Origin of the sequence: Roseibium sp. MMSF_3247 (assembly GCF_030733765.1) — a bacterium.
Classification (GTDB): Bacteria; Pseudomonadota; Alphaproteobacteria; order Rhizobiales; family Stappiaceae; genus Roseibium.
Genome location: NZ_JASHII010000002.1, coordinates 472,272 through 495,216, shown reverse-complemented (window position 1 = coordinate 495,216; position 22,945 = coordinate 472,272). Strand labels below are relative to the sequence as shown.

Sequence of the window (22,945 nt, the reverse complement as noted above, 5' to 3'; positions counted from 1 at the left end):
TTAAGCGGGTTTCCGCACAATCGCAACCAAGGTATCGGTGGCGTCGATCCGGTTAAGAGCCGCTTCATAGGAATTTCTAAGGTCAGATGTATCGATTGCCGCAAGCGTGGATTTGTGCCCACCGGGGCGCCCTCTGGACAGCCAGCCCAAATGATTGGACAGAGGATACCTCTGAACACCTTCAATAACGATCTCGGCGAACCCCGAAGCCGCCAATAGCCGTCTCAAGCTGTCACGAGTATGAAGCACCAGATGCTGGCTCCACAAAGTGAATTCTTTAAACTCATCGCAATTCAGTTGGTTTAGCAAAACATCCCCGGCGTGCGGCACCTCAGCGACCATCACGCCGCCTGGTTTCAAGATACGGTACAGCTCGTGCAGAATGGGAGCGGGCTCGGGAAGATGTTCCAGGACATGAAAACTCAGGACACTGTCCATTGAACCGTCCGGCAGAGCTGACAACGACTTGTGGCACGATATCCCGGCAGCATTCAAAGCCGTGACATAATCCTCCTGCAACTCCACACCGCAACAGCTTTGAGCTTCATTGCACACAGAATGGAGAAAGGCGCCGTCACCACAGCCAAATTCGACGATGTGCTTACCAGTCACGAAGGGGCGGTAGGCCTCAACACGCCGCGATGCATCTACCGTGACTTCATAGTCCCGTTTGCCTATCAAAGCCTCATTTGCTTGCCGGTAGTCACCCTCTTGATAGACTTCATCGCCACCGTAAAACCCGTCAATATAGATCACCCCTGAAAGCTGATCGCGATAAACGGTGACATCCTCACGATCACGGGTACGCGTCGCAAAGACCTCCTGCGTCTCCTTACTGGCGACGCCTAATTCTGCCAGCGTGTCATAAATGCTTGCCATCAGCTGTTCCTCAGCATTCCGTTCAGGACTGGTGTCCTGTAGCCCTTGCATATGCTTCCAGTGCCAACCAATCCCGTGGGGTATCTAAATCAATCTCGACCGCATCTGGCAGAACGACAGGGACGCTGCGCCCGAAGAACCTCACACCTGCGGACACAAAGGCTTCCTTGCGAAGTGCGTATATTGCACCTGTTTCCCTAAACTCTTTTGGACGGTCCTGACGGCGCTGACGCGGTTTGCTGGCATCATGATTGATCCCCCTCCCCGTACCGTCGGCCTCGATCTGCCACAGAAAAGCGTGCACTTCGACAACAGAAAATGCCGTATCCGCGTACAATTCCGCACGAGCCGTCACGACCTGATCGATCTCCTCAGATGTCGTTAATGGCGAGGTACACTGCAGGAAGACCACCGTGTCCGCCGCCCGACATGCATCGCTTTCAGAAATTGCATGCAGGACCGCGCTTTCAGAAGAGGCTTCATCCCCCGAGATATCTGCCGGTCGCTTCAAGGATGCAGCTCCATACTCACGAGCAACGCTTAGGATTGTTTCATCGTCGCTTGAGACGAGGACATCAGAGATCGTTTTTGCACCCAGCGCTGCTTTGATTGCGTGAGCGACCAACGGGACCCCGAGGAAAGGCTTGATGTTCTTTCCCGGTATACCCTTGGACCCACCCCGCGCAGGGATGATCGCTGCGACCCTTTCCATGCTTAGACCTCCAGATTTACCTCAAAGGCCTGGCGTGTTGAGTGCCGCTTTCTTCAGATCGTAAATGGCCATCCGGCGCGCGATCTCGGGGGCCAAGATCTCCGGTTTCCACCCAAGCAGTTCCTGCGCCTTGGCATTGTCACCGCGCAGATACACCACGTCGGATGCCCGGAAGTATCGGGGATCGACATAGGCAATCAACTTGCCCGTCTTCCGGTCGTAGCACTTTTCTTCCAGGCCCTCGCCTTCCGAATGAAGATCAAAGCCAACCTCCTGCGCAGCCATAAAAAGGAAGTCGCGCACCGTGTATTCCGTGTTGGTCGAGATCACGAAATCGTCTGGCTGGTCATGCTCCAGCATCTTGATCATCATGTCCGTGTACTCAGGCGCATATCCCCAGTCGCGCACACTGCTCAAGTTTCCGAGCGGCAATGCGTCTTTGCCCTGGAGTTTGATTTCCGCCAGCCAGCTTGTGATCTTCCGGGTGACAAACTCCAGCCCCCGCAGTTCGGATTCATGGTTGAACAAGATCCCCGAGGTTGCGAACATATCATACGCTTGCCTGTAGTTGACCACCAGAGAATGCGCCCCCAGTTTGGAAACAGCGTAAGGACTGAGCGGATTGAATGGCGTTTTTTCCGTCTGCGGTTTCTCCAGAACGTCGCCGTACATCTCAGACGTGGAGGCCTGATAGAGTTTTGTATCCAGCTTCAAGATACGCATGGCTTCAAGGATGTTCAGCACACCCATGTAGTTCACGTCAGAGGTGTAGTGCGGAAACTGGAAACTGTCGGCTACGAAACTTTGCGCGGCAAGATTATAGATCTGATCCGGTCTGATCTCGTTCAAAACATTCTGAACATTGGCAAATTCGGTCACTTCCAAAGTGCAGTATTTGATCTTGTCCCGGATGCCGAGTTCATTCAGACGGCCGGTCTTGGATGTGCTGCCCCGGCGCATTGCTCCATAGACTTCATGCCCTTTTTCAAGAAGGCCACGCGCCAGAAATGCTCCATCCTGACCGGAAATCCCGGTAATCAGCACCTTAGCCATTTTTTTCTCCTAACTGCCGGATGGCCTTGTCAAAACCATCTCCCTCTGACAGGTGTCCCTGCCAGACTTCCAGGACTTTGCGGCCTGGTCCGTTAATATATTGCGTTGGGTCTCCGAGGTCCCCTTCGCCAAATTCTATGCCCTCGCCATCAATTCCCACCGCATCGGCAATGTGGATGTGCTTGGAGAGTGGCATAAGCCTTGAGCACCAATTGCCCCAATCCGCCTTCGAGTAATTCGCGGACAGGATCAGGTGAGACAGATCCAGACAAACCTCCATGCCGATAGACGTGATGATATCGATGTCATCCTCACCGCAGAACATGTCGAGGACCTCAGCACCGCCGAAATACCAAGCAATCCGAGGGAGCCACTGCGGATAAATCGGAGCTCCACGATCACGGCCAGCCTTGAGAAGAGATGCATGCAACTGATCGTATGTCGCGGCCTTACCCTGCGGAAGAACCCGGGAAAAGCTGCCAACGATCGGTACACTGGCGCCCGTGCGTTGCTCAAGCTCCAGAGCCAAATCAACACAGGTTTCGATTACTTTAAGGCTGCGGCTTTGGGTGTCGGTGTCCGCAGCCAGTGGGTCGATCAGAGTTTTGCTGTCAATGTAATCCGGAATGTGGATTGAGTAATGGCGGTTCAAGTCCAAACCAGCCAAACCGTCATCCATGGATGCGCCAAACCTTGCAACTTCTTCGTAGGACAAATGAAGTTCATTGTTTTTGATTGGAAACCGCGATTGGAGCACGGTGGCATCGTGCAAGCGAACCGGTATGGACAGTTGCTTCTCGTCGCAGAATCCAACCAATTCGGGCTCAAGCGGCGGTTTTGGTTCGGTGAAATGCAGCTCTGAAATGGCTACACCCTCAGCCACTGGCCGCCGGATGTTTGTAAGCTGGCGTTTTTGCAGTTCAGCCCAGGTCAGTCCTTTACGGGGTGCTTTTACAACGACATTGTCCACGCTCAGTGTCTCGCCTGCTTCAATTGCGCGGCTGGCATACAATGATGATCCCAGGTTCTGCATGTTTATGCGTTCACCTTGATTCATCTCGCGCATTCCAGACCCTTGGACCGTGGAATAGGCATTTAAAAGCTGGCACATGCGGATGAACTCCGACGGGTCAGAAGATGAACTGTCATCAATGCCCTTGCCGTTCTTGTCCATCGTCAAATGGCGTTCAAACACCGTCGCGCCGTTCCCCGCGGCAACAAGGCAGACTTCCCAGTCTTGATCGTGGCTTGAATATCCGATTTCCGCATCGGTCTTTTGCTTCAGCGTTTCAATGAACTTCATCTGCTGGTTTCCGAGCAGAACCGGATAGTTCGAAATGCAGTGGAGATAGCAAATACCAGGGACATGACGAGTAGCGTCTATTGCTCGGAAAATATCCTCCTCGGTGTGCCCACCGGTGCTCAAGATCAAGGGCTTGCCGAGCGACTCCATTGAACTCACAAGATCGCTGTTCATGAGTTCCGCTGACGGCACTTTAAAATAATCAAATGTATTCAGCTGATCCCCGAAATCACCGGCATCTTCAAATTTGAAGAAACTGATGCCCGCAGCCATCCCCTTGTTCTTGATGTATTTGGCAAGCGCCAGGATGTCTTCAGGCGGTATGTAACTTTCATCGATTTCTTTGCTCAGGATCTCATCGCCAATCTCGCTCACGGCCTGGTAGAATCCGGCCTGACCGCGATACTGGAATTTCACGCCCCAAGCGCCTGCGGCAGCGGCAACATCAATAAGCTGTTCTGCGACCTGTGATGACCCGCGATGGTTGATGCCGAGTTCGGCAATAATCTTCATCCGTCCCTATCCCGACTCGGAATTGATTTTTGTGCGCCTACTGAAAACCCGTGAAGCTTGCGCCAAGGTTATTGCATGCATCACGCTGTGGATATTAACCGGCTTTGCGTTGGCACTGCCGTCCACAGCTTAACTCTGTATTTGCAATGGTATTGAGGATAAATGACGGTGTTAGAGCATGCAGGCGAACTGAATGCCCCGCGCAGAAAAAAGGCCGGGTCGCCCCGGCCTTTGTGATTCTCAGTCAGTGGAAACGCCCGTTAGCCGACGAATGCTCGTTCGACAACGAATTCTGCCGGCTTGTTGTTGGCACCTTCGGTGAGGCCCGCTTCTTCCAGTAGCGCCTTGGTATCGCGCAACATGTCCATGGAGCCGCAGATCATGCCGCGGTCGATCGCCGGATCAAGCGGCGGAACCCCGAGGTCTTCAAACAACTTGCCTGACTGGATCAGGTCGGTGATCCGGCCCTTGCGCGGGAAGTCTTCGCGGGTGACCGAGGTGTAGTGAATCAGCTTGTCTTTCGCGAACTCACCGATCAGCGGATCATTGAGTGTTTCCTGAACAAGGTCCTCACCATATTTCAGTTCAGCCACTTCCCGGCAGGTGTGGGTCAGGATCACCTGATCGAACTTCTCATAGGTGTCCGGATCCCGGATAAGGCTGGCGAACGGCGCGATCCCGGTACCCGTTGAGAACATGTAGACCCGCTTGCCCGGTACGAGTGCATCGTTGACCAATGTGCCCGTTGGTTTCTTTTTCATCAGAACCGCATCACCCGGCTGGATTTTCTGAAGATGAGATGTCAGGGGCCCGTCCGGCACCTTAATGGAAAAGAACTCAAGTTCTTCATCCCATGCCGGGCTTGCGATCGAGTAGGCGCGGTAAAGCGGTTTGCCATCGATCATCAGACCGATCATGACAAACTCGCCGGAGCGGAATCGGAAGCTGGACGGCCGGGTCATCCGGAAGCGGAACAGCCGGTCGGTATAGTGCTGGACAGTCTTGACCTCTTCCACGAAGACACCGGCTGGGGCGGCGTCTGCGAGATCTGCGGGTTTGGCAAGTACGTTCATATTTGATCGATCCGTGGGTCTTGGCACATGCAATTAAAGCCCGTGTACCACCAAGTGCACCTTGACTTGAAGCAACATGGGACCACGAAATGCGCTTTCGGCAAAAAAAACATCCAAAAAAGCGGTGTAATGCGGTTTATCCGCTGGCGTCGGCAATGCCCGGCTGGCTTGGGAACAGCGGCCTTCCCAGTCTGACCGTCAAAGCAATACCGCAGCGCAACATGTCCACTACTGACACACGACAAGACCAATCTTGTATTGCCGCTCAGCTTCTGGGCAGGTGACGGCCAGAAATTGATCAATGCGATCAAACCTCAAGCATTACCCGTGGATGTTTTACGACAAAATCACGAACATTCGTCTTCACGTCGGATTTTATTTGACAGCCAAGTCAAAAACCAACAACTTACTGCAATCAAAAGATAAGCTTCAATAATACCTTCCAATGAGGCAAAGTAAATGTCCGGACGCGCGCACGACGACAGCTGTCAAAAAATAGCATTCGTGATCATGGAGCGTTTCTCCATGAATGCATTCGCGAGTGTCATCGAGCCACTTCGCATAGCAAATCGGATGCTTGGCAGGGACTATTACGTTTGGGAAACTTATTCCCTTGACGGTAATCCCGTGGTGGCGAGCAACGGATGCGAAATTTCCGTAAAAAAATCTATTCGCGACCTTGGCGATGCGGACATTACACTTTTGTGTACTGGCGTCGATGTCGAGCGCTTGCCTCTTGATCCGGAACTCGGCAATAAACTGCGCCGTCTCAATGCCCTTGGCCGGACATTCGGTGCTATCTGCACCGGCGCATATTTGCTGGCCCGTTACAATCTTCTCGATGGCCGCCGCTGCACCATCCACTGGGAAAACCTCCGCTCCTTGCGCGAAGAATTCCCGGACGTTGAAGTGACATCAGATATCTTCTCGATTGACCGCAACTGCATTACCTGCGCTGGCGGAATGGCCTCTTTGGACATGATGTTGCGGCTGATCGCTATTCAGCATGGCGCCTATCTTGCGCACGAAGTGGCCGAAGTTGCGCTTTATCAGAACATGCGGTCTGGCGAATCCGCCCAGCGCCACGACATTGAAGCCCGGACCGGGATTTCCAACGCCAAGATCCTCGATGCAATCCGAATTATGGATCTGCATATTGAAGACCCGCTCAGCTGCCAGCAGCTTGCCATGACGGTGAACCTGTCTCCGCGTCAGCTGGAGCGGTTGTTCCGCCGGCACTTCAACTGCACGCCCGGCCAGTATTATCTGCGTTTGCGTCTTGAGACCGCGCGCGATCTGTTGCGGCGCACGAGCCGTCCAGTCCTGGACGTCGCGCTTGCCTGTGGCTTTGCGTCCACTTCGCACTTCACCAAATGCTACCGGGAGCGCTTCTTGTGCACTCCGACAGAAGAGCGTCAGTCCTATCAATGGGCCAATACCAAACCAACATCGAATGTTGGCACGGCTACCCCCATGCGTCTTGTCGCGAAGTAAGTACGGCCATTCCAACTTGCAAACGCTGCTCCGACTGGGGCGGCGTTTTTATTTGTAACCAGTGGGATGGTCTTTATTGTCCAGGCCTTCGGTAGTCTGCCAGGACAGTCTCGATCCATCCTTCGGCCCGAAGCTTTTGGAGCTGTTCTTCGAAGCGCTCGAAAAGGTGCGCACAAGGCGATGTCCTGGAGAACAGAATATGCACTCCATTGGAGACAACCGGCCACTCCAGATCGATTAGCTGATCCGCCCCCTCACCCTCCTCAATGATTTTCAACCCGTGAAATCGGCCGAGGACGGCATAATCCGCGTTTTCGTTCAGCAGCATCGCAAGCATATCGCGTCTAAAATCCGTTGGAACGGGAGCAATTTCCTGCATCGCGAGATGTTCACGCGCATATTGGTCGAAGTCTTCGCCATAAGATCCGCCAAACGGCCTGATGCCCAACCGGCCCACCAGATCGGACCACTTCGACAAGGGAAACTCCTTGCCCTTCAAAACAAAAATAGCAACTTCGTCATCTAACACACTGGAAGAGTACTGGAATTTTTCTGCGCGCTCTTTTGTCCAGTATGCACCAAGAACAGCATCAAGACTGCCGTTTTCCAGTTGAACAATTTGCCGCTTGAAAGGCGTTATAGGTTGGAAAACGACATCTATCCCGACGCGACGCCCGAGTTCGATCATTGTTGCCGGCAGCACTCCAGACGCCAAGCCCGTATCGCTAGGTCGCATAATGACCGGATACCAATCCACTGTCCCATTCACACGGATTCTATCGCAGCGTTCCGCGGCTTGGGCCATACCTGCTCCGCCAGCAGACATCAGCAACGCCGCCAGCAGCACTCCCAGCAGGCGAGTAAACCCACGCCGGGATTTATGAGAAGTATTACACTTAGGACACATGTACCCGGGGTATCGAACCATAGATACCGTTCCTCGATCCTATCGGCCTTCTAAAAACCAGAGCGCCAAGCACCTCTGGTGACACTCAGACAGTCTGCGCATGCATTCCTAAAAAAAACAAAACACAACTTCTGAAAACACGCCGGTTGCATTAACGCAGAGACAGGGAGATCAACCGGTTATGCGCCAGAGGCCCAGCGGCACCAAATAGAGCCCGAGGCATAGAATTGCGCCAAGGAATGCGCGGCGGAACCCGGCGTCGGACAGACGACCCCGCAAGCGCTGACCTATATAAACACCGGTAAGGGCTGGAACCGTTAGGAGCAGAGACTGGACCGCTCCCTCAAATTCGAGAAGGCCGAAGCCGCCCAGCGCGAGCGCCAGCATGACCGTTGCAGACAAGAACAACAGCCCCATGGCCTGTACCAATTCGTCGCGATCAAGGCCCAAAGCCTGAAGGTACATCACTCCCGGGACTGTATAAGCCCCCGTCAACCCGGAAAAAATCCCGTTCAACGCCCCAAGAACCACACCAACGGACCGTTCCCATTCCAACGGGATGTGCAAGCGAAGACCTGCAAGCATCGGCACTGCATAGGCAATCATCAAGGCACCCAGGATCAAATCCGGCACACCCTGTGGAGCCTTTGTCAGAATGAAAGTTCCAAGCATAAGCGTTGCAGAAGCAGCAGCAAGAAACGGCCATAGCCGTTTGGTCAGTGCCTTCAGGTGCCCCCCGTAGATCGCTTGCCAGAGGTTGGTCAGGAAAGTGGGCCAAAGGATCAGGACGATGGCCGCTTCAACCCCGACGAACACAGTCATCAAACCGAGGCTGATTGCCGGCAGCCCCATTCCAACGGTTCCCTTGACGATCCCCGCCAGAACAAAAACGGCCGCTGCGATCAGATAAAGTTCAGGGCTGTTCATCTATTGGCGACCGGCCCTCTTTCGGATGATCATTCTGCTACGGTTTCCGCCGAAGGCGCAGCGCTTTTATACCCGCCTGCAGTTTCAAACCCGGCTTGATACGCGTCCAAGATACCGGCCTGCAGCTGCTCTTCAATGACCGCATTGAATTTCGGGAGCAGATCAACACAGGGTGATTTGCGTGAAAACATAAAATGCACCGACCGACGCGCCGCTGTCCACGGAACATCCTGGATCTGCCCATCGAACCCAAACGTGGACACCGCTTTCTTCCCATAGCTGCGGGACATCATGATGTAATCGAACCTGCCATCTTTCAGCATCTCCAGATCGGCGGCGATGTCGTCAAGCGACTGGCTGTCGATAACAAGGTTATCAGCAGCGAATTTGTTGTTGTCTTTGCCAAGATGTACCCCGTAAGGCGCGCGTCCGCGCAATCCGACGAGGCCATTCAGATCGCGAGGTATCATCTTCATGCCCGTCCGTATAAAGACAGTCACCTCATCTTCGTGAACAGGGTTGCTAAGTTCAAACTTATCGAGACGTTCTTCCGACAGATAGGCTCCCGCGAGCACATCAATACTTCCGTGCTCCAAAAGCGCAAACAGCCGGTTCCATGGCAGGTCCGGCCCATATTCGCTCCTGACGGGTGCCTGCTCGGAAACGGAATGCGTTATTGCTGGGAATATGCCTTTCATTTCGCCAAGGTCGGTTGTCCTCCAGGAAAAGGGCCGCCATTCATTGGCGCCATTCACCTTCAGAACGTCGCAACTTGCATATGCAGGGCCGCCAGCGAAGAGAACAACACTATACGCAACAAGAAATGCGAAACGCCCCCCGCGCTTGCGTGGCTTTATACTTTGCCCCATTTTAATTGCACACTCCCCAGCCACACCTATAACACGAACAGTGCCCACATAGCTTACGATAGGTCAAATAAAATTGCCAAGGGCTGGTAAGCCCCTCTGAGCCCCCTGAGCTGAAATTGGGTTTTATTACCGATGTTTGGAATGTTAGATAATGTCATGATGAGTGCAGCCACCCCGATTATTGACAATACAACCGCACGCCAGCTTTTTCTGGATCGCCATGGTCTTGCGGTTCTTTCGGGCCGCACGACCACCGATCGTGTAAGCGAAACAATATCCGCTCTTGGCTTTGTCCAAGTCGACAGCATCAATACTGTTTCCCGCGCCCATCACATGATCCTTTCCTCCCGCCTTCCCGGCTACAAGGAAACGCATCTCAAACGGTTGCTTGAGAAAGACCGTCAGCTTTTCGAACACTGGACCCATGATGCCTCGGTGATACCTACAGCGTCTTTTCCCCATTGGCGATTGCGCTTTGACCGTGACCGGGCAAAGCTGATCGGGCGCTGGCGCAACTGGCGTCAAAACGGTTTTGAAGAGAAATTCAACGAGGTACTGAAACAGGTTTCCGACCATGGACCTGTTTCTTCTTCGACGGTGGGAGAAAATGAGGCCCGCAGCAAAGGCGGCTGGTGGAACTGGCATCCGTCGAAAACAGCGCTTGAGTTTCTGTGGCGGACGGGTGAGCTGTCTGTCTGCCACCGGCGCGGATTTCAGAAAATCTACGACCTGACCGAACGTGTCATTCCCCAAGCCCATTTGGGACAGCGTTTCGACGTGGACGAGACAATCGATTGGGCCGCTCGGTCGGCCCTGGACCGGTTGGGCTTTGCAACATCCGGAGAGATCGCGGCGTTCTGGGATCTGATCACGCCTGCAGAAGCAAAAACGTGGTGCGAGGCCAAGCTAGCAACCGGTGACATTATTGAAACTTTGATCGAAGGCGCCGACGGCTCCCTTCGAAGAAGCTTCCTACTGCCGGAAACGCTGGCAACACTGGACAAACTGCCACCTCTGCCCTCAAGGGTGCGTATTCTCTCGCCTTTTGATCCGGCCTTGCGGGACCGCAAGCGCGCAGAACGGTTGTTCGGCTTTTACTACCGGATCGAAGTCTTCGTTCCGGAGCCGAAACGGCAATACGGCTATTACGTCTTCCCCGTTCTGGAGGGAAACAGCTTGATTGGCCGGATTGATATCAAGGCCTACCGCGCCGATGACCGACTGCATGTCAGAGCGTTTTGGCCGGAGGTAAAGACCCGGATGGGTAAGGGCCGGGTTGGAAAACTGGAAAGCGAAATCGATCGGATCGCCAGCTTCGCGGACTGCGGATCTGTCAGCTTTGAGCCAGACTGGCTGCGAGTTCCTTAAAGCGCTCGGTTGAGCTTTCTACGACCAAAGCCGCATGACGCTTTGCCGCACAATTTTGGCTGGTGCCAGGATGTTTTTAATCTCATTATTTCGAATATTCGAATTATCCTATTAATGGAGAAAATCATGACAGTCGAACGGGGAATTCTGCTGGTGGTTGGTGCGCTCGTCCTGGCGACTGTGCTGCTGGCTGTTTACGTGAACATCAATTGGCTTTGGGTGACCGGCATTCTCGGTGTGCATTTGATGCAGGCCTCTTTCACCGGCTTTTGTCCGGTGGTCATGACCTTGAAGAAACTCGGTCTGCCGCAACGCCCCGGTTTTTCCTGACACCCACGTGCAATTTTGATTGCCAAGCTGCCCGTTGCCCACCGGGCAGACCTGGCCTCACCGGATTGCCCGAGCCCACACTTGGGCAATCCGGTCTTTGTTCTTCAAAAACACGTATCCATGTCTACCGGCCGCGGCATGCCGACTTCCAATCATGGGCCTCGGTCTGTGTACATCAGCAGGCCAACGCCGTTTAGCTTTCAATCATTGCCAGCTTAAAACCACTTTGCCCGCCTCGCCGGATTTCATCGCCGCAAAGCCTTTTTCAAAGTCATCGACACCAAACCGGTGGGTGATGACGTTGCGCACATCGAGGCCGTTCTGCAGCATCGCAATCATCTTGTACCAGGTTTCGAAGATCTCTCGGCCGTAGACGCCCTTGATCGTGATCGCCTTGAACACAATCCGCGACCAGTCGACCGGTGATTTGCCAGGCGGAATGCCAAGCAGCGCGATCCGCCCGCCCATGACGAGGTTTTCAACCATTTGATCGAGCGCGATTTGATTGCCGGACATTTCCAGCCCGACGTCAAAACCTTCCTTCATGCCGAGCTTCTTCTCGATGCCCTTGAGATCTTCGCGCGCGACATTGACGGGTACGACATCTACAAAGCGCGTTGCAAGATCAAGGCGGGCCTGGTTGACGTCCGTAATCACCACATTGCGGGCGCCGACATGGCGCGCGACGGCCGCGGCCATAATGCCAATTGGCCCTGCGCCGGTGATCAGCACGTCTTCACCAACCAGATCAAAACTCAAGGCCGTGTGGACTGCATTGCCGAGCGGATCGAGAATGGCGCCGATCTCGTCGTCAATCTCATCGGGCAGCGGCACCACGTTGAACGCCGGCAACCGCAAGTATTCAGCAAATGCGCCTTGCTCGTTTACACCGATGCCCCGTGTCTCTGGGTCCAGATGAAACTTGCCTGACCGGGATTGTCGAGAATGTTTGCCGATCAAATGCCCCTCCCCGGAACAGCGCTGCCCGACTTCAAGATCATCAACGTTGCGGCCGACTTCGACGATCTCACCTGCAAATTCGTGCCCGGTGATCATTGGTACGGGCACCGTTTTGGACGCCCAATCGTCCCAGTTCCAAATGTGGATGTCGGTGCCGCAGATCCCGGTCTTGTTGATCTTGATAAGAACGTCGTCGGGACCGATTTCCGGAACCGGCGCGCGGGTCATCCAGAGCCCTTCCCGTGGCTCGGATTTTTCCAAAGCCTTCATCTGATTGCTCATGACAACACTCCTGTGGTCTTGCCGGCTTTCGCAAAAGCATCGAGCGCCCGGTCGAGATCTGCACGTGTCAGCGCCGCATTCATCTGGGTGCGGATACGCGCCTGGCCGCGCGGGACAACCGGGAAGAAAAAGCCTGAGACATAGACCCCTTCCTCAAAAAGGTTTGCCGCCATTGCCTGGGCCAATTTGGCCTCTCCCAGCATCACCGGAATGATCGGGTGTTCGCCGGGCAACAGCGTAAAGCCCAGAGCTTCCAGCCCTGCCCGCCAATAGCGCGCGTTGTCAAAGAGGTTTCTACGAAGCTCATCCCCTTCTTCCACCAGACGGATCGCCTCAAGGCCGCTCATGACAATGGACGGCGGCAGACTGTTTGAGAAAAGATAAGGCCTTGCCCGCTGACGCAACAGATCAATGACCGGCTGCGGTCCAGCGATATAACCGCCAATGCCGCCGCCCAGCGCCTTGCCGAGCGTTCCAGTCAAAATGTCGACATCCACGCCGAAATGTGCCGGAGTGCCTTCGCCTTTCGGTCCCATGAAGCCGGTGGCGTGGCAGTCATCGACCATCACGATCGCTTCATATTGCTTGGCGAGCGCGGTGATCTCAGGCAGGTTGGCGAGATATCCATCCATGGAAAAGACGCCATCGGTCGCGATCATAATGTGACGGGCGCCAGCCTCGCGGGCTTCCCGGAGCTTTGCCTCCAGATCCGTCATATCGGAATTCTGATAGCGGTAGCGCTTGGCCTTGCAAAGCCGGATGCCGTCAATGATCGAGGCGTGATTGAGCGCATCCGATACAATCGCGTCTTCCGGGCTAAGAAGCGGCTCGAACAGGCCACCGTTTGCATCAAAACAAGCGGCAAACAAGATGGCATCGTCTTTAGCCAAAAACCTTGCCAGGCGCTGCTCCAGCTCGCGGTGAATGTCCTGTGTGCCGCAAATGAACCGCACCGAGGCCATGCCGAACCCCTTTGGATCCATGGCATTTTTGGCGGCTTCGATCAGGGCCGGATGATCGGCCAACCCCAGATAGTTGTTGGCACACAGATTGATGACATCGCGCCCACCAACGGCGATATGGCCGCCTTGCGGTGATGTGATCAACCGCTCGCGCTTGTAGAGCCCTTCTGCCTCGATTTCCTTCAAGGTAGTGGAAATGTTTTCCAAGAACGCCTGCGACACGACAACCTCCGATAATTTGGAATTTCATCCATAATAGCGGATTTTTTTGTCCTGTGAAAGTGGAATTTCCATTATCACGGAGAGGACGGCAGTTTCACGGATGCAATAAGTCATCCAACAATAACACAACCCTGCGGGTTATATCAGACTTACGAATCTACTTTTGGTTGATATTCTGAGGCTGCACACTCGGCTCCCTGAGCCGCATACCCTTTGGATATAACCGGGAGGCAAATATGACAGCTTCTTTTGCATCAGCCCTTGTTGGCAGTGACGGAAACCTAACCTCTTCCCAGCACGTTGCCAGCTGCGATCACACCGGCACTGGCTCCTATATGGTGAATTATGAAACTGATTTTTCGGCCATGTCCGGAGCACAAGCAACTGTATGGGGTGACGGCCTCACTGTCGGCTTGAATATCTTTGCGGAAAACACCTGCCAGGTGAACATTCAAGACGCAAACGGCAACCCGAAGGATGCCGGCTTTTCGTTTTTTGTCCCGGGAACAACCTGACGCCTCCCGGGACCTCGTGGCGCCCTGATCCCTCCCCTGATCAGGGGCCACACATTCTCAAATCTGGACAGCGACACAAAACCGACTGAGCAGCTGAAGCCTCGCACTCTTGATGACGACGACTAGAAACGGACCACCATCAAAATAGCCCGAGCTGGCCCGTTGACCGCCTCAATCGTGTGCGCCACATCGGCGGCGTAACGCGCGGTATCGCCCTTTTCTATCATCCCTGTTGCAACGCCGGACATGACCTTCAACGTTCCCTCTTCGGCGATCAATTGCTCCCGGGTTCCCCGCTCATGAGGTTTGCTCTCCAGCTTGCCGCCATCAGCAAATATGAGCTCATAGACTTCAAACCGGCCCGTGTCCTGAGGAGCGGACAAGATCCGGATCTTGCATCCGTCTCCCGCGCGATCGAGCGCCGGGGTTTGGCTCACCTTCACAATTTCCACCCGATCCTCGACAGCCTCTTCTCCAAGCAGGCCGGCAAAGTCGACATTGAGCGCCCGGGTCAGATTGAGAAGTGTCGCAACCGTGGGATTGGATTCGCCCCGCTCAATCTGGCTGACCATAGAGCGCGACACACCGGAGAGCTTTTCAACCGCCTCAAGCGATAAGCCTTGTGCCCGGCGGGCCTTTTTCAACCGCTCCGGCAAACGGGAGAGAATATCTGAATCTGTCATGGCGGAATTAAAATCCGCTTGGCTAGAAAATGCAATTCTGAACCAGTGCCATTCCGCAATTATCGAAGCGGAAACGCCATCGTCGCATCCCAAACTTAGTAGGTCGCATTCAGAACATCTGTTGCACCGCCCTCTCTTCTAGCGTGCGGCAAAGACAACGCCCGGCTTTTTCCGGGAAACAAAACATGTCGAGGAAACAGCATGGCCAGTGATATCGAAATTGCACGCGCAGCCAAAATGAAACCGATCCAGGAGATCGGCGACCGGTTGAACATTCCGGAAGAATCGCTGCTGCCTTATGGCCGCACCAAGGCGAAGATCTCCGCAGACTTCATCGAAGGGCTGAACGGCAAGGAAAACGGCAAGCTGATCCTGGTCACCGCAATCAACCCGACACCGGCCGGCGAAGGCAAAACTACAACGACTGTCGGCCTGGGGGATGGTCTCAACCGGATCGGCAAGAACGCCATGATCTGTCTGCGCGAGCCGTCCCTCGGCCCGTGTTTCGGCATGAAGGGTGGTGCAGCAGGCGGCGGCTATGCGCAAGTGGTCCCGATGGAGGACATCAACCTCCACTTCACCGGCGATTTCCATGCGATAACGTCAGCGCACAACCTTCTGGCCGCCCTTATCGAAAACCACATCTACTGGGGCAATGAACTCGGCATTGACCAGCGGCGGGTGGTTTGGCGCCGGGTGCTGGACATGAACGACCGGGCGCTTCGCGAAATCGTCTGTTCACTCGGCGGTGTTGCCAACGGCTTCCCGCGTGAAGGCGGCTTTGACATCACCGTTGCCTCCGAAATCATGGCGATCCTATGCCTGGCGACAGATCTGGAAGATCTGCAAAAGCGCCTGGGCGACATCATCGTTGCCTACCGCCGCGACCGCACCGCGATCACTGCGCGCGAGCTGGAAGCCGACGGCGCGATGACCGTTCTCCTCAAAGAGGCCATCCAGCCAAACCTCGTGCAGACCCTGGAAAACAATCCGGCCTTCATTCACGGCGGCCCGTTCGCCAACATCGCCCACGGCTGTAACTCCGTCATGGCGACCCAAACGGCTCTGAAACTTGCTGACTATGTCGTGACCGAAGCCGGTTTCGGCGCGGACCTTGGCGCTGAGAAATTCTTTGACATCAAATGCCGCAAGGCTGGTCTTTCGCCGGATGCGGTGGTGATCGTCGCGACCGTGCGTGCGCTGAAGATGAACGGCGGCGTTGCCAAGGAAGACCTTGGTGCGGAAAACATCGAAGCCGTCCAGAAGGGCTGCGCCAACCTCGGCCGCCACATTGAAAACATCAAGCAGTTCGGTGTCCCGGCTGTCGTGGCGATCAACCACTTCACCGCAGACACGGACGCTGAGGTCCAGGAGATCAAAAACTTCTGTGCGGATCTTGGTGTCGATGCCGTTCTGGCTTCTCACTGGGCCAAGGGCTCGGAAGGCACGGCAGAACTTGCCGAAAAGGTCGCAGCGCTTGCTGAAAGCGGTGCAGCTCAGTTCGCTCCGCTTTACGAAGACGACATGCCGCTCTTTGAAAAGATCGAGACGATTGCAAAGCGCATCTACCGCGCCGACGAAGTCCTGGCCGACAAGTCCATCCGGGATCAGCTCCGCCGCTGGGAAGCCGACGGCTTCGGCAACCTGCCGGTGTGCATGGCCAAGACCCAGTATTCCTTCTCCACCGATCCAAACCTGCGCGGCGCGCCGACCGGCCATGGTGTGCCGATCCGCGAAGTCCGCCTGTCCGCCGGTGCCGGTTTCATCGTTGCGATCTGCGGGGAAATCATGACCATGCCGGGTCTGCCCCGCGTGCCGTCTGCAAATCATATCAAGCTGAACGACGATGGCTTGATCGAGGGTCTGTTCTGATCTGTCCGGACCAGAACAGAAAACTTGAGGCGGATCCGAGTGATCCGCCTTTTTCTTTTCAAGTCCGGGCGGAGCACCAATTCGACCGATCATAAGCCCGCTGTCGCGAAAGCGACTAGCCGTGTCGCATTGATGATATCGGGCGATTTCCCTTAAGGCATAAGGTTTTTCAACGTTTACCGGCCAACATAGCCTTTTTGGAGCTGCCCAATGTCTGACGAAGACGACATCGACCTGTCGGCCCTGTCTGACGATGAACTCGTCGAGCAGATGCATGATGATCTTTATGATGGTCTGCAGGAAGAAATCCAGGATGCGGTGAACATCCTCCTGGAACGCGGCTGGGCACCTTACGACATCTTGACCAAGGCCCTTGTTGAAGGCATGCGGATCGTCGGCGTCGACTTCCGCGATGGCATCTTGTTCGTGCCGGAAGTGCTCTTGTCCGCGAACGCCATGAAATCGGGCATGAGCATCCTACGTCCGCTGCTCGCGGAAACGGGAGCTCCAAAAGTCGGCAAGATGGTTATCGGCACCGTCAAGGGCGACATTCACGACATCGGCAAGAACCTTGTCTCAATGATGATGGAAGGCGCTGGTTTTGAAGTGATCGACATCGGCATCAACAACCCGGTCGAAAACTATCTGGCGGCTTTGGAAGAGCATCAGCCGGACATCCTCGGCATGTCTGCCCTTTTGACCACCACCATGCCTTACATGAAGGTCGTCATCGACGAGATGAAGGAAAAGGGCCTGCGCGACGACTACATCGTTCTTGTAGGCGGTGCGCCGCTCAACGAGGAGTTCGGGCAAGCCGTTGGTGCGGACGGTTACTGCCGCGATGCAGCTGTAGCTGTTGAAATGGCAAAAGACCTGATTGCCCGGCGGCATAACCAGCTCGCCAACCGGGGCTGACGGATCATGTTTGAGGAGGCTCCCGACATGCCGGCGGGTGAGCCTCTTTTCCCGATCGGAACTCAAGAGGACGCGAACGACAAGATCGGCCGCGTCCTTGTTGTTGCTTGCGGAGCATTGGCGCGTGAGATCATCGCAATCCGCGATCTCAATCAGCTTGATCACATTGATCTGACGTGTCTCCCGGCACAGCTGCACAACACACCGGAAAAGATCCCCGACGAAGTCCGGCGAGTCATTCTCCAGAACCGCGATATTTATTCCGACATTCTGGTTGCTTATGGCGATTGCGGCACTGGCGGTCTTCTCGACAAGGTTCTGGAAGAAACCGGAACCCGCCGGATCGAAGGCGCGCATTGTTATGCGTTCTTTGCCGGACTGGAGACATTCGACCAATTTGAGGAAGACCAGCTCGGCAGCTTTTATCTGACTGACTTCCTCGCCCGGCACTTTCAGACAATGGTGATCGAACCCCTTGGCCTCGATTGGCACCCTCATCTGCGCGACATGTACTTTGCCCACTACACGCGGGTTCTCTACCTGGCGCAGACAGATGATCCGGCCCTTGAAGAGGCCGCAAGACGGGCAGCGGAACGTCTTCAGCTTCCACTTGAAATTGAACGCACCGGCTATGGCTTGCTGGCACCGTTCCTGACGAAAGAACCTGCGATGCCTTCGCGCTGACATGCGGCACTGCACGGGTCGGTTTTTTACCGTGCAATGCCGCTATCAAGCGACTTGGATTGAGAGCTTTCCGGCAATCATGCTCGAGAGAGGACGACGTGAAATGGCGCAAAAGACAATCGTTTACTGGCGGGACATCCCGGCACAGATCCTGGTGAAAAAGGGCCGCAAGTCCGCCCGCCGGGAGCTGCCGGCTGTCTTCATGGAAACGATCGATGCCTGCGCGATGCGTGTCGGCGCCAAAGACAGTGATGCCTATATGGCCGAATGGCGCCGGGCAGAGCCTGTCGATGTTTCCGACGACCTTGAACAGGAAGCTGACACCGCGCTTAAAGCGCTTGTTGCCGATTACCCGAAACACCGCCTGATGGACCTGATGGCGAATGGAGGCCTGGAAAATGACTGATAGCAGCCTTTTGGCAAATGGCCGCCTGCCCGCCTCGACCGAAATGTCGCCCAAACAGGTCGTCGAAAAGACAGAGCTTCTGGCAGCGATCCCGGCTGGCAGCCAGGTCTATGTCACCGATCTTGGCAATGCTCCGGAAGACACGATCGTCGCCGCAGCCAAGACCCTGACCGACAAGGGCCTGACCGCCGTGCCGCATATGGCCGCGCGTCGCTATGCGAGCGTTACCGACTTCGAGCGCCGCATCACCCGCCTGACACAGGAAGCCGGTGTCAAGGAAGTGCTCGCAATTGCCGGTGAAGCCGACAAGGCTGGCCCTCTTACCTCATCCGTCGCCCTTCTCGAAACGGGCCTTTTCGACAAGCTGGGCATTCAAAAGATTGCCGTTGCCGGTCACCCGGAAGGCGCACCGGACATCAAGTCGGACGTCATCAAATCGTTCTTGATGCGCAAGCATGAGCTTGCCGCAGACAGCGATGCCGAGTTCCGGATTGTCACGCAGTTCGGCTTCGATCCGCATCAGGTCAGTGTCTGGCTCGACGAGATCCGCAGCTGGGGCAACCAGTTCCCGGTTCATATCGGCGTTGCAGGTCCAGCCAAGATGACCACGCTTTTGAAGTTTGCGGCCTTCGCAGGTGTCGAAAACTCGCTGAACTTTCTTAAAAAACGCGGCGGCGCGGTTGTCTCCATGCTTGCAGGCTACGACCCGAACACCATGGTCGAGCCGCTGGAAGCCCGCGTCACCAGCCAGCCTGACAGCCAGCTCGCCCAAATCCACGTTTACCCATTCGGCGGTGTCGCCAAAACAGCTGAGTGGCTCACCAGCCGCGGGAGCTGGTCCTTTCAAACTTCGTCAACATCTCTGACCGCCAACGAGAGCGCATAAATGACCAGAACAATTGTCGCCTCCGCCACCAAGGAAGTCGTGATCGGCTTTGACCAGCCGTTTTGCGTGATTGGAGAGCGCATCAACCCGACCGGCCGCAAGAAGCTGGCTGCTGAAATGGTTGAAGGTAATTTCGAGACCGTGAAAGCTGACGTTTTGGCCCAGGGCGCAGCTGGCGCCACTATGCTCGACGTCAATGCCGGCGTTACCGCGGTGAACCCGAACGAGACCGAACCGCCGCTTCTGGTCAAAACCCTCGAAATCGTTCAGGAGTTGAGCGATCTCCCGATCTCGATCGATTCCTCTGTCACCGAGGCGATCAAGGCAGGCCTGGAAGTCACCAAAGGCCGCCCGCTGGTCAACTCCGTAACCGGTGAAGAGGAAAAGCTGGAAGCGATCCTGCCGCTCATCAAAAAATATGACGTTCCGGTAGTTGCGATCTCCAACGATGAAACCGGTATTTCCGAAGACCCGGACGTGCGCTTCGAGGTTGCCAAGAAAATCGTTGAGCGTGCGGCGGACTTCGGCATTCCCGCGCACGATATCGTTGTCGACCCACTCGTCATGCCTATCGGCGCCATGGGCACGGCTGGGCAGCAAGTGTTTGCGCTGCTGCGCCGCCTCCGTGAAGAGCTGAAGGTCAACACCACCTGTGGTCTTTCCAACATTTCCTTCGGACTGCCACACCGCCACGGCATCAACGCCGGCTTTATTCCGATGGTCATCGGCGCCGGAATGACCTCCGCGATCATGAACCCGTGCCGCCCGCAGGAAATGGAAGCCGTCCGTGCCGCCAACGTCCTGAACGGCACCGATCCAAACTGTCAGGAATGGATCATGACCTACCGCGACCACAAGCCGGCGGCGGCCGGTGCGGCGACGGCTGCACCAACAGAGGCTGCAGCTTCCGGCGGACGCCGCCGTGGTGGGCGCGCTGCCCGGCGGGCCGGCTGATTGCCAGACTGGCTCGGCCGCACAATTCAAGACCCGGGCGGCTTGCCGATCCCGGGTCTTGCCATGACCGCGCCAGATCATTGAAAAACTGAACCGAAAACCGCTTGGACACAAATAGGACATGTCAGAGAGCACCGCGAAACTCGCCAAGGTCGTTTTCCAGCCAAGTGGGCGGCGTGGCACATTTGAAGTCGGAACACCGCTTCTGGATGCCGCGCGCTCTCTTGGTGTCTATGTGGAATCGGTCTGCGGCGGGCGCGGCATTTGCGGGCGCTGTCAGATCTCCGTGTCCGAAGGCACTTTTGCCAAGGAAAACCTGACGAGTGCCGCGGACCATCTAGAAGGGGCGACAGACGCTGAAACGCGCTACGCCACCTTGCGCAATTTGCCGGAAGACCGGCGCCTCTCCTGCCAGGCAAAAATCCTCGGCGACCTTGTGGTCGACATCCCGACCGATGCCCAGACGAACCGGCAGGTTGTGCGCAAACGGGCCGAGGCGAAGACGATTGAACCGGACAGCGCGATTTCGCTGGTAACCGTTTCCATTGACGAACCGGACATGGAAACCCCGCGCGGTGACATTGACCGCCTGCGCGAGGCGCTTGCCAAAGAAGCCGGCCTTGAGACGCTGGCGACCGATCCGGTCCTGCTGCCAAGGGTTCAGACCATCTTGCGCAAGGGACATTGGACGGTCACTGGCGCAATCCACACCGACACGTTGAGCGGCCCAACACTGGTGGCGCTATGGCCGGGTGAAAAACCGGCCGTCTATGGCTTGGCCGTTGATATCGGGTCAACCACCATTGCCGCGCATCTGTGTAATCTTCAAAACGGGCGTACAGTTTCTTCCGCCGGCACCTCGAACCCGCAGATCCGCTTTGGCGAAGACCTGATGTCGCGGGTTTCCTATGTCCAAATGAACCCGACGAAACTGCCGGATCTCGTCAAGGCCGTGCGCGAGGCGATCAACGCCCTTGTCGGCAAGCTGATCGGCGATGTCGGCGCAGAGCGCGCCGATGTGCTGGACGCCACCTTTGTTGGCAACCCGGTCATGCACCACCTCTTCCTCGGGATTGATCCAGTGGAACTTGGCGGAGCACCCTTCGCGTTGGCCGCTTCCGACGCCATGGTTTTGACCGCCCGTGATCTTGACCTTGATCTCAATCCGGGCGCCCGGGTCTACATGCTGCCGTGCATTGCCGGACATGTCGGGGCGGATGCCGCCGCGGCCACGCTCTCCGAGAGCCCTTATTCGCTTGAAGAAACGACACTGCTAGTGGATGTCGGCACCAATGCGGAAATCGTGCTTGGCAACAAGCATCGCCTGCTGGCCGCTTCCTCCCCGACCGGTCCGGCCTTTGAGGGCGCGGAAATTTCCTCCGGCCAGCGCGCAGCGCCCGGGGCCATCGAGCGCATCCGGATCGACAAAGACACGCTGGAGCCCCGGTTCAAGGTAATCGGCGTCGACGAATGGTCGGATGAAGAGGGCTTTTCAGAAAGGATCGACAGTGTTGGCGTCACCGGCATTTGCGGTTCCGGCATCATCGAAGCAGTCGCGGAGATGTATCTCGCTGGTCTCATCACCGAAGACGGCGTGATTGACGGCTCCATGGCGGCGAAAACGCACCGGGTTCGGTCTGAGGGCCGCACATTCTCATATGTCATTGCCGAAGACGGCATCGAGATTTCCATCCTGCAGACCGACATCCGCGCCATTCAGCTTGCCAAAGGCGCGCTCTATGCCGGCATCAAATTGTTGCAGGACAAGCTCGGCAGCGATCACATCGACCGCATCCGCTTCGCCGGTGCGTTCGGCAGCTATATCGATCCGAAATACGCAATGATCTTAGGGCTAATCCCCGATTGCGCGCTCGATGGTGTTTCCGGCGTCGGCAATGCCGCCGGAACCGGTGCTCGCATGGCCCTCCTCAATCGTGGCTACCGCCGCGAGATCGAAGAAACGGTCCACAACATCGAGAAAATCGAAACGGCGCTGGAAGCCAAGTTCCAGGAGCATTTCGTCAACGCCATGGCCCTGCCGAACAAGGTCGATCCCTTCCCGAACCTGCGCGCTGCCGTGGAACTGCCTGTCCGCAAGGAGCCGGTCGCAGCAGAAGGCACAGGCGACGGCCGGCGACGGCGGAGACGGCGGGGCTAGTCAGTTTTGTCCCGCTGA

The 22,945-nt window shown here is 56.0% G+C and carries 22 protein-coding genes; 11 read left to right on the top strand and 11 right to left on the bottom strand.

From position 1 onward, the window contains the following. The 5 genes from RBB44_RS07740 to RBB44_RS07720 form a co-directional block, all read right to left on the bottom strand. Nucleotides 1-879, bottom strand: coding sequence for a class I SAM-dependent methyltransferase (locus tag RBB44_RS07740; RefSeq protein ID WP_306146816.1), 879 nt, complete (start codon nt 877-879; stop codon nt 1-3). Between the two features lie 22 nt (nt 880-901). Continuing rightward, complete coding sequence (locus RBB44_RS07735) at nt 902-1,591, bottom strand: cytidylyltransferase domain-containing protein (RefSeq protein WP_306146815.1); 690 nt, start codon at nt 1,589-1,591, stop codon at nt 902-904. Between the two features lie 21 nt (nt 1,592-1,612). Continuing rightward, entirely contained in the window at nt 1,613-2,644 is a 1,032-nt protein-coding gene (locus RBB44_RS07730; RefSeq protein WP_306146814.1) for a GDP-mannose 4,6-dehydratase, read from the bottom strand. Further along, nucleotides 2,637-4,460 (bottom strand): N-acetylneuraminate synthase family protein, encoded by a 1,824-nt coding sequence (locus RBB44_RS07725; protein WP_306146813.1) that lies wholly within the window; start codon nt 4,458-4,460, stop codon nt 2,637-2,639. Before RBB44_RS07725 ends, RBB44_RS07730 begins: the two co-directional genes overlap by 8 nt. 260 nt (nt 4,461-4,720) lie before the next feature. Then, nucleotides 4,721-5,533, bottom strand: coding sequence for a ferredoxin--NADP reductase (locus RBB44_RS07720; RefSeq protein ID WP_133950461.1), 813 nt, complete (start codon nt 5,531-5,533; stop codon nt 4,721-4,723). Nucleotides 5,534-5,992: 459 nt separating this feature from the next. Between RBB44_RS07720 and RBB44_RS07715 the strand changes: the two genes are divergently transcribed. Beyond that, complete coding sequence (locus RBB44_RS07715) at nt 5,993-7,027, top strand: GlxA family transcriptional regulator (protein WP_209173553.1); 1,035 nt, start codon at nt 5,993-5,995, stop codon at nt 7,025-7,027. A 73-nt stretch (nt 7,028-7,100) separates the two neighbouring features. Here the strand turns inward: RBB44_RS07715 and RBB44_RS07710 are convergent, their stop codons facing one another. The 3 genes from RBB44_RS07710 to RBB44_RS07700 form a co-directional block, all read right to left on the bottom strand. Then, entirely contained in the window at nt 7,101-7,832 is a 732-nt protein-coding gene (locus tag RBB44_RS07710) for an ABC transporter substrate-binding protein (protein WP_306146812.1), read from the bottom strand. Nucleotides 7,833-8,105: 273 nt separating this feature from the next. Then, on the bottom strand, nt 8,106-8,861 hold the full coding sequence (locus RBB44_RS07705) for a sulfite exporter TauE/SafE family protein (RefSeq protein WP_306146811.1): 756 nt from the start codon (nt 8,859-8,861) through the stop codon (nt 8,106-8,108). Between the two features lie 29 nt (nt 8,862-8,890). Then, nucleotides 8,891-9,730: an ABC transporter substrate-binding protein gene (locus tag RBB44_RS07700; protein ID WP_306146810.1), complete on the bottom strand. Its 840-nt coding sequence runs from the start codon at nt 9,728-9,730 to the stop codon at nt 8,891-8,893. Nucleotides 9,731-9,886: 156 nt separating this feature from the next. Here RBB44_RS07700 and RBB44_RS07695 point away from each other — a divergent pair, with 156 nt between their 5' ends. Together RBB44_RS07695 and RBB44_RS07690 are read left to right on the top strand one after the other, a co-directional pair. Next, nucleotides 9,887-11,098: a winged helix-turn-helix domain-containing protein gene (locus tag RBB44_RS07695; RefSeq protein WP_306146808.1), complete on the top strand. Its 1,212-nt coding sequence runs from the start codon at nt 9,887-9,889 to the stop codon at nt 11,096-11,098. 126 nt (nt 11,099-11,224) lie between these two features. Continuing rightward, nucleotides 11,225-11,428: a DUF2892 domain-containing protein gene (locus tag RBB44_RS07690; protein ID WP_040453271.1), complete on the top strand. Its 204-nt coding sequence runs from the start codon at nt 11,225-11,227 to the stop codon at nt 11,426-11,428. A 204-nt stretch (nt 11,429-11,632) separates the two neighbouring features. Here the strand turns inward: RBB44_RS07690 and tdh are convergent, their stop codons facing one another. Continuing rightward, nucleotides 11,633-12,670 carry an L-threonine 3-dehydrogenase gene (tdh, locus tag RBB44_RS07685; protein WP_306146806.1) on the bottom strand — a complete coding sequence of 346 codons (1,038 nt, stop codon included), beginning with the start codon at nt 12,668-12,670 and terminating at the stop codon, nt 11,633-11,635. Further along, nucleotides 12,667-13,854, bottom strand: coding sequence for a glycine C-acetyltransferase (locus RBB44_RS07680; protein ID WP_306146804.1), 1,188 nt, complete (start codon nt 13,852-13,854; stop codon nt 12,667-12,669). The genes tdh and RBB44_RS07680 overlap by 4 nt, the downstream gene beginning before the upstream one ends. Before the next feature lie 236 nt (nt 13,855-14,090). Here RBB44_RS07680 and RBB44_RS07675 point away from each other — a divergent pair, with 236 nt between their 5' ends. Further along, on the top strand, nt 14,091-14,369 hold the full coding sequence (locus RBB44_RS07675; RefSeq protein ID WP_306146803.1) for a hypothetical protein: 279 nt from the start codon (nt 14,091-14,093) through the stop codon (nt 14,367-14,369). 122 nt (nt 14,370-14,491) lie between these two features. Here RBB44_RS07675 and RBB44_RS07670 read toward each other — a convergent pair whose 3' ends face one another. Continuing rightward, nucleotides 14,492-15,052, bottom strand: coding sequence for a helix-turn-helix domain-containing protein (locus RBB44_RS07670; RefSeq protein WP_209177562.1), 561 nt, complete (start codon nt 15,050-15,052; stop codon nt 14,492-14,494). 201 nt (nt 15,053-15,253) lie between these two features. On the opposite strand from RBB44_RS07670, the gene RBB44_RS07665 reads away from it, so the two are divergent. The 7 genes from RBB44_RS07665 to RBB44_RS07635 all read left to right on the top strand — a co-directional run bounded on the left by RBB44_RS07665 (nt 15,254) and on the right by RBB44_RS07635 (nt 22,927). Then, nucleotides 15,254-16,924: a formate--tetrahydrofolate ligase gene (locus tag RBB44_RS07665; protein WP_306146802.1), complete on the top strand. Its 1,671-nt coding sequence runs from the start codon at nt 15,254-15,256 to the stop codon at nt 16,922-16,924. Between the two features lie 210 nt (nt 16,925-17,134). Continuing rightward, nucleotides 17,135-17,839: a B12-binding domain-containing protein gene (locus RBB44_RS07660; RefSeq protein WP_133950482.1), complete on the top strand. Its 705-nt coding sequence runs from the start codon at nt 17,135-17,137 to the stop codon at nt 17,837-17,839. A gap of 6 nt (nt 17,840-17,845) precedes the next feature. Beyond that, entirely contained in the window at nt 17,846-18,523 is a 678-nt protein-coding gene (locus RBB44_RS07655; protein ID WP_306146801.1) for a DUF1638 domain-containing protein, read from the top strand. A 103-nt stretch (nt 18,524-18,626) separates the two neighbouring features. After that, nucleotides 18,627-18,929: a virulence factor gene (locus RBB44_RS07650; protein ID WP_306146800.1), complete on the top strand. Its 303-nt coding sequence runs from the start codon at nt 18,627-18,629 to the stop codon at nt 18,927-18,929. Beyond that, on the top strand, nt 18,922-19,815 hold the full coding sequence (locus tag RBB44_RS07645; protein WP_306146799.1) for a methylenetetrahydrofolate reductase: 894 nt from the start codon (nt 18,922-18,924) through the stop codon (nt 19,813-19,815). Before RBB44_RS07650 ends, RBB44_RS07645 begins: the two co-directional genes overlap by 8 nt. Continuing rightward, entirely contained in the window at nt 19,816-20,769 is a 954-nt protein-coding gene (locus RBB44_RS07640) for a methyltetrahydrofolate cobalamin methyltransferase (protein ID WP_306146798.1), read from the top strand. A gap of 121 nt (nt 20,770-20,890) precedes the next feature. Beyond that, nucleotides 20,891-22,927, top strand: coding sequence for an ASKHA domain-containing protein (locus RBB44_RS07635; RefSeq protein WP_306146797.1), 2,037 nt, complete (start codon nt 20,891-20,893; stop codon nt 22,925-22,927). The last annotated feature ends 18 nt before the right edge of the window (nt 22,928-22,945 follow it).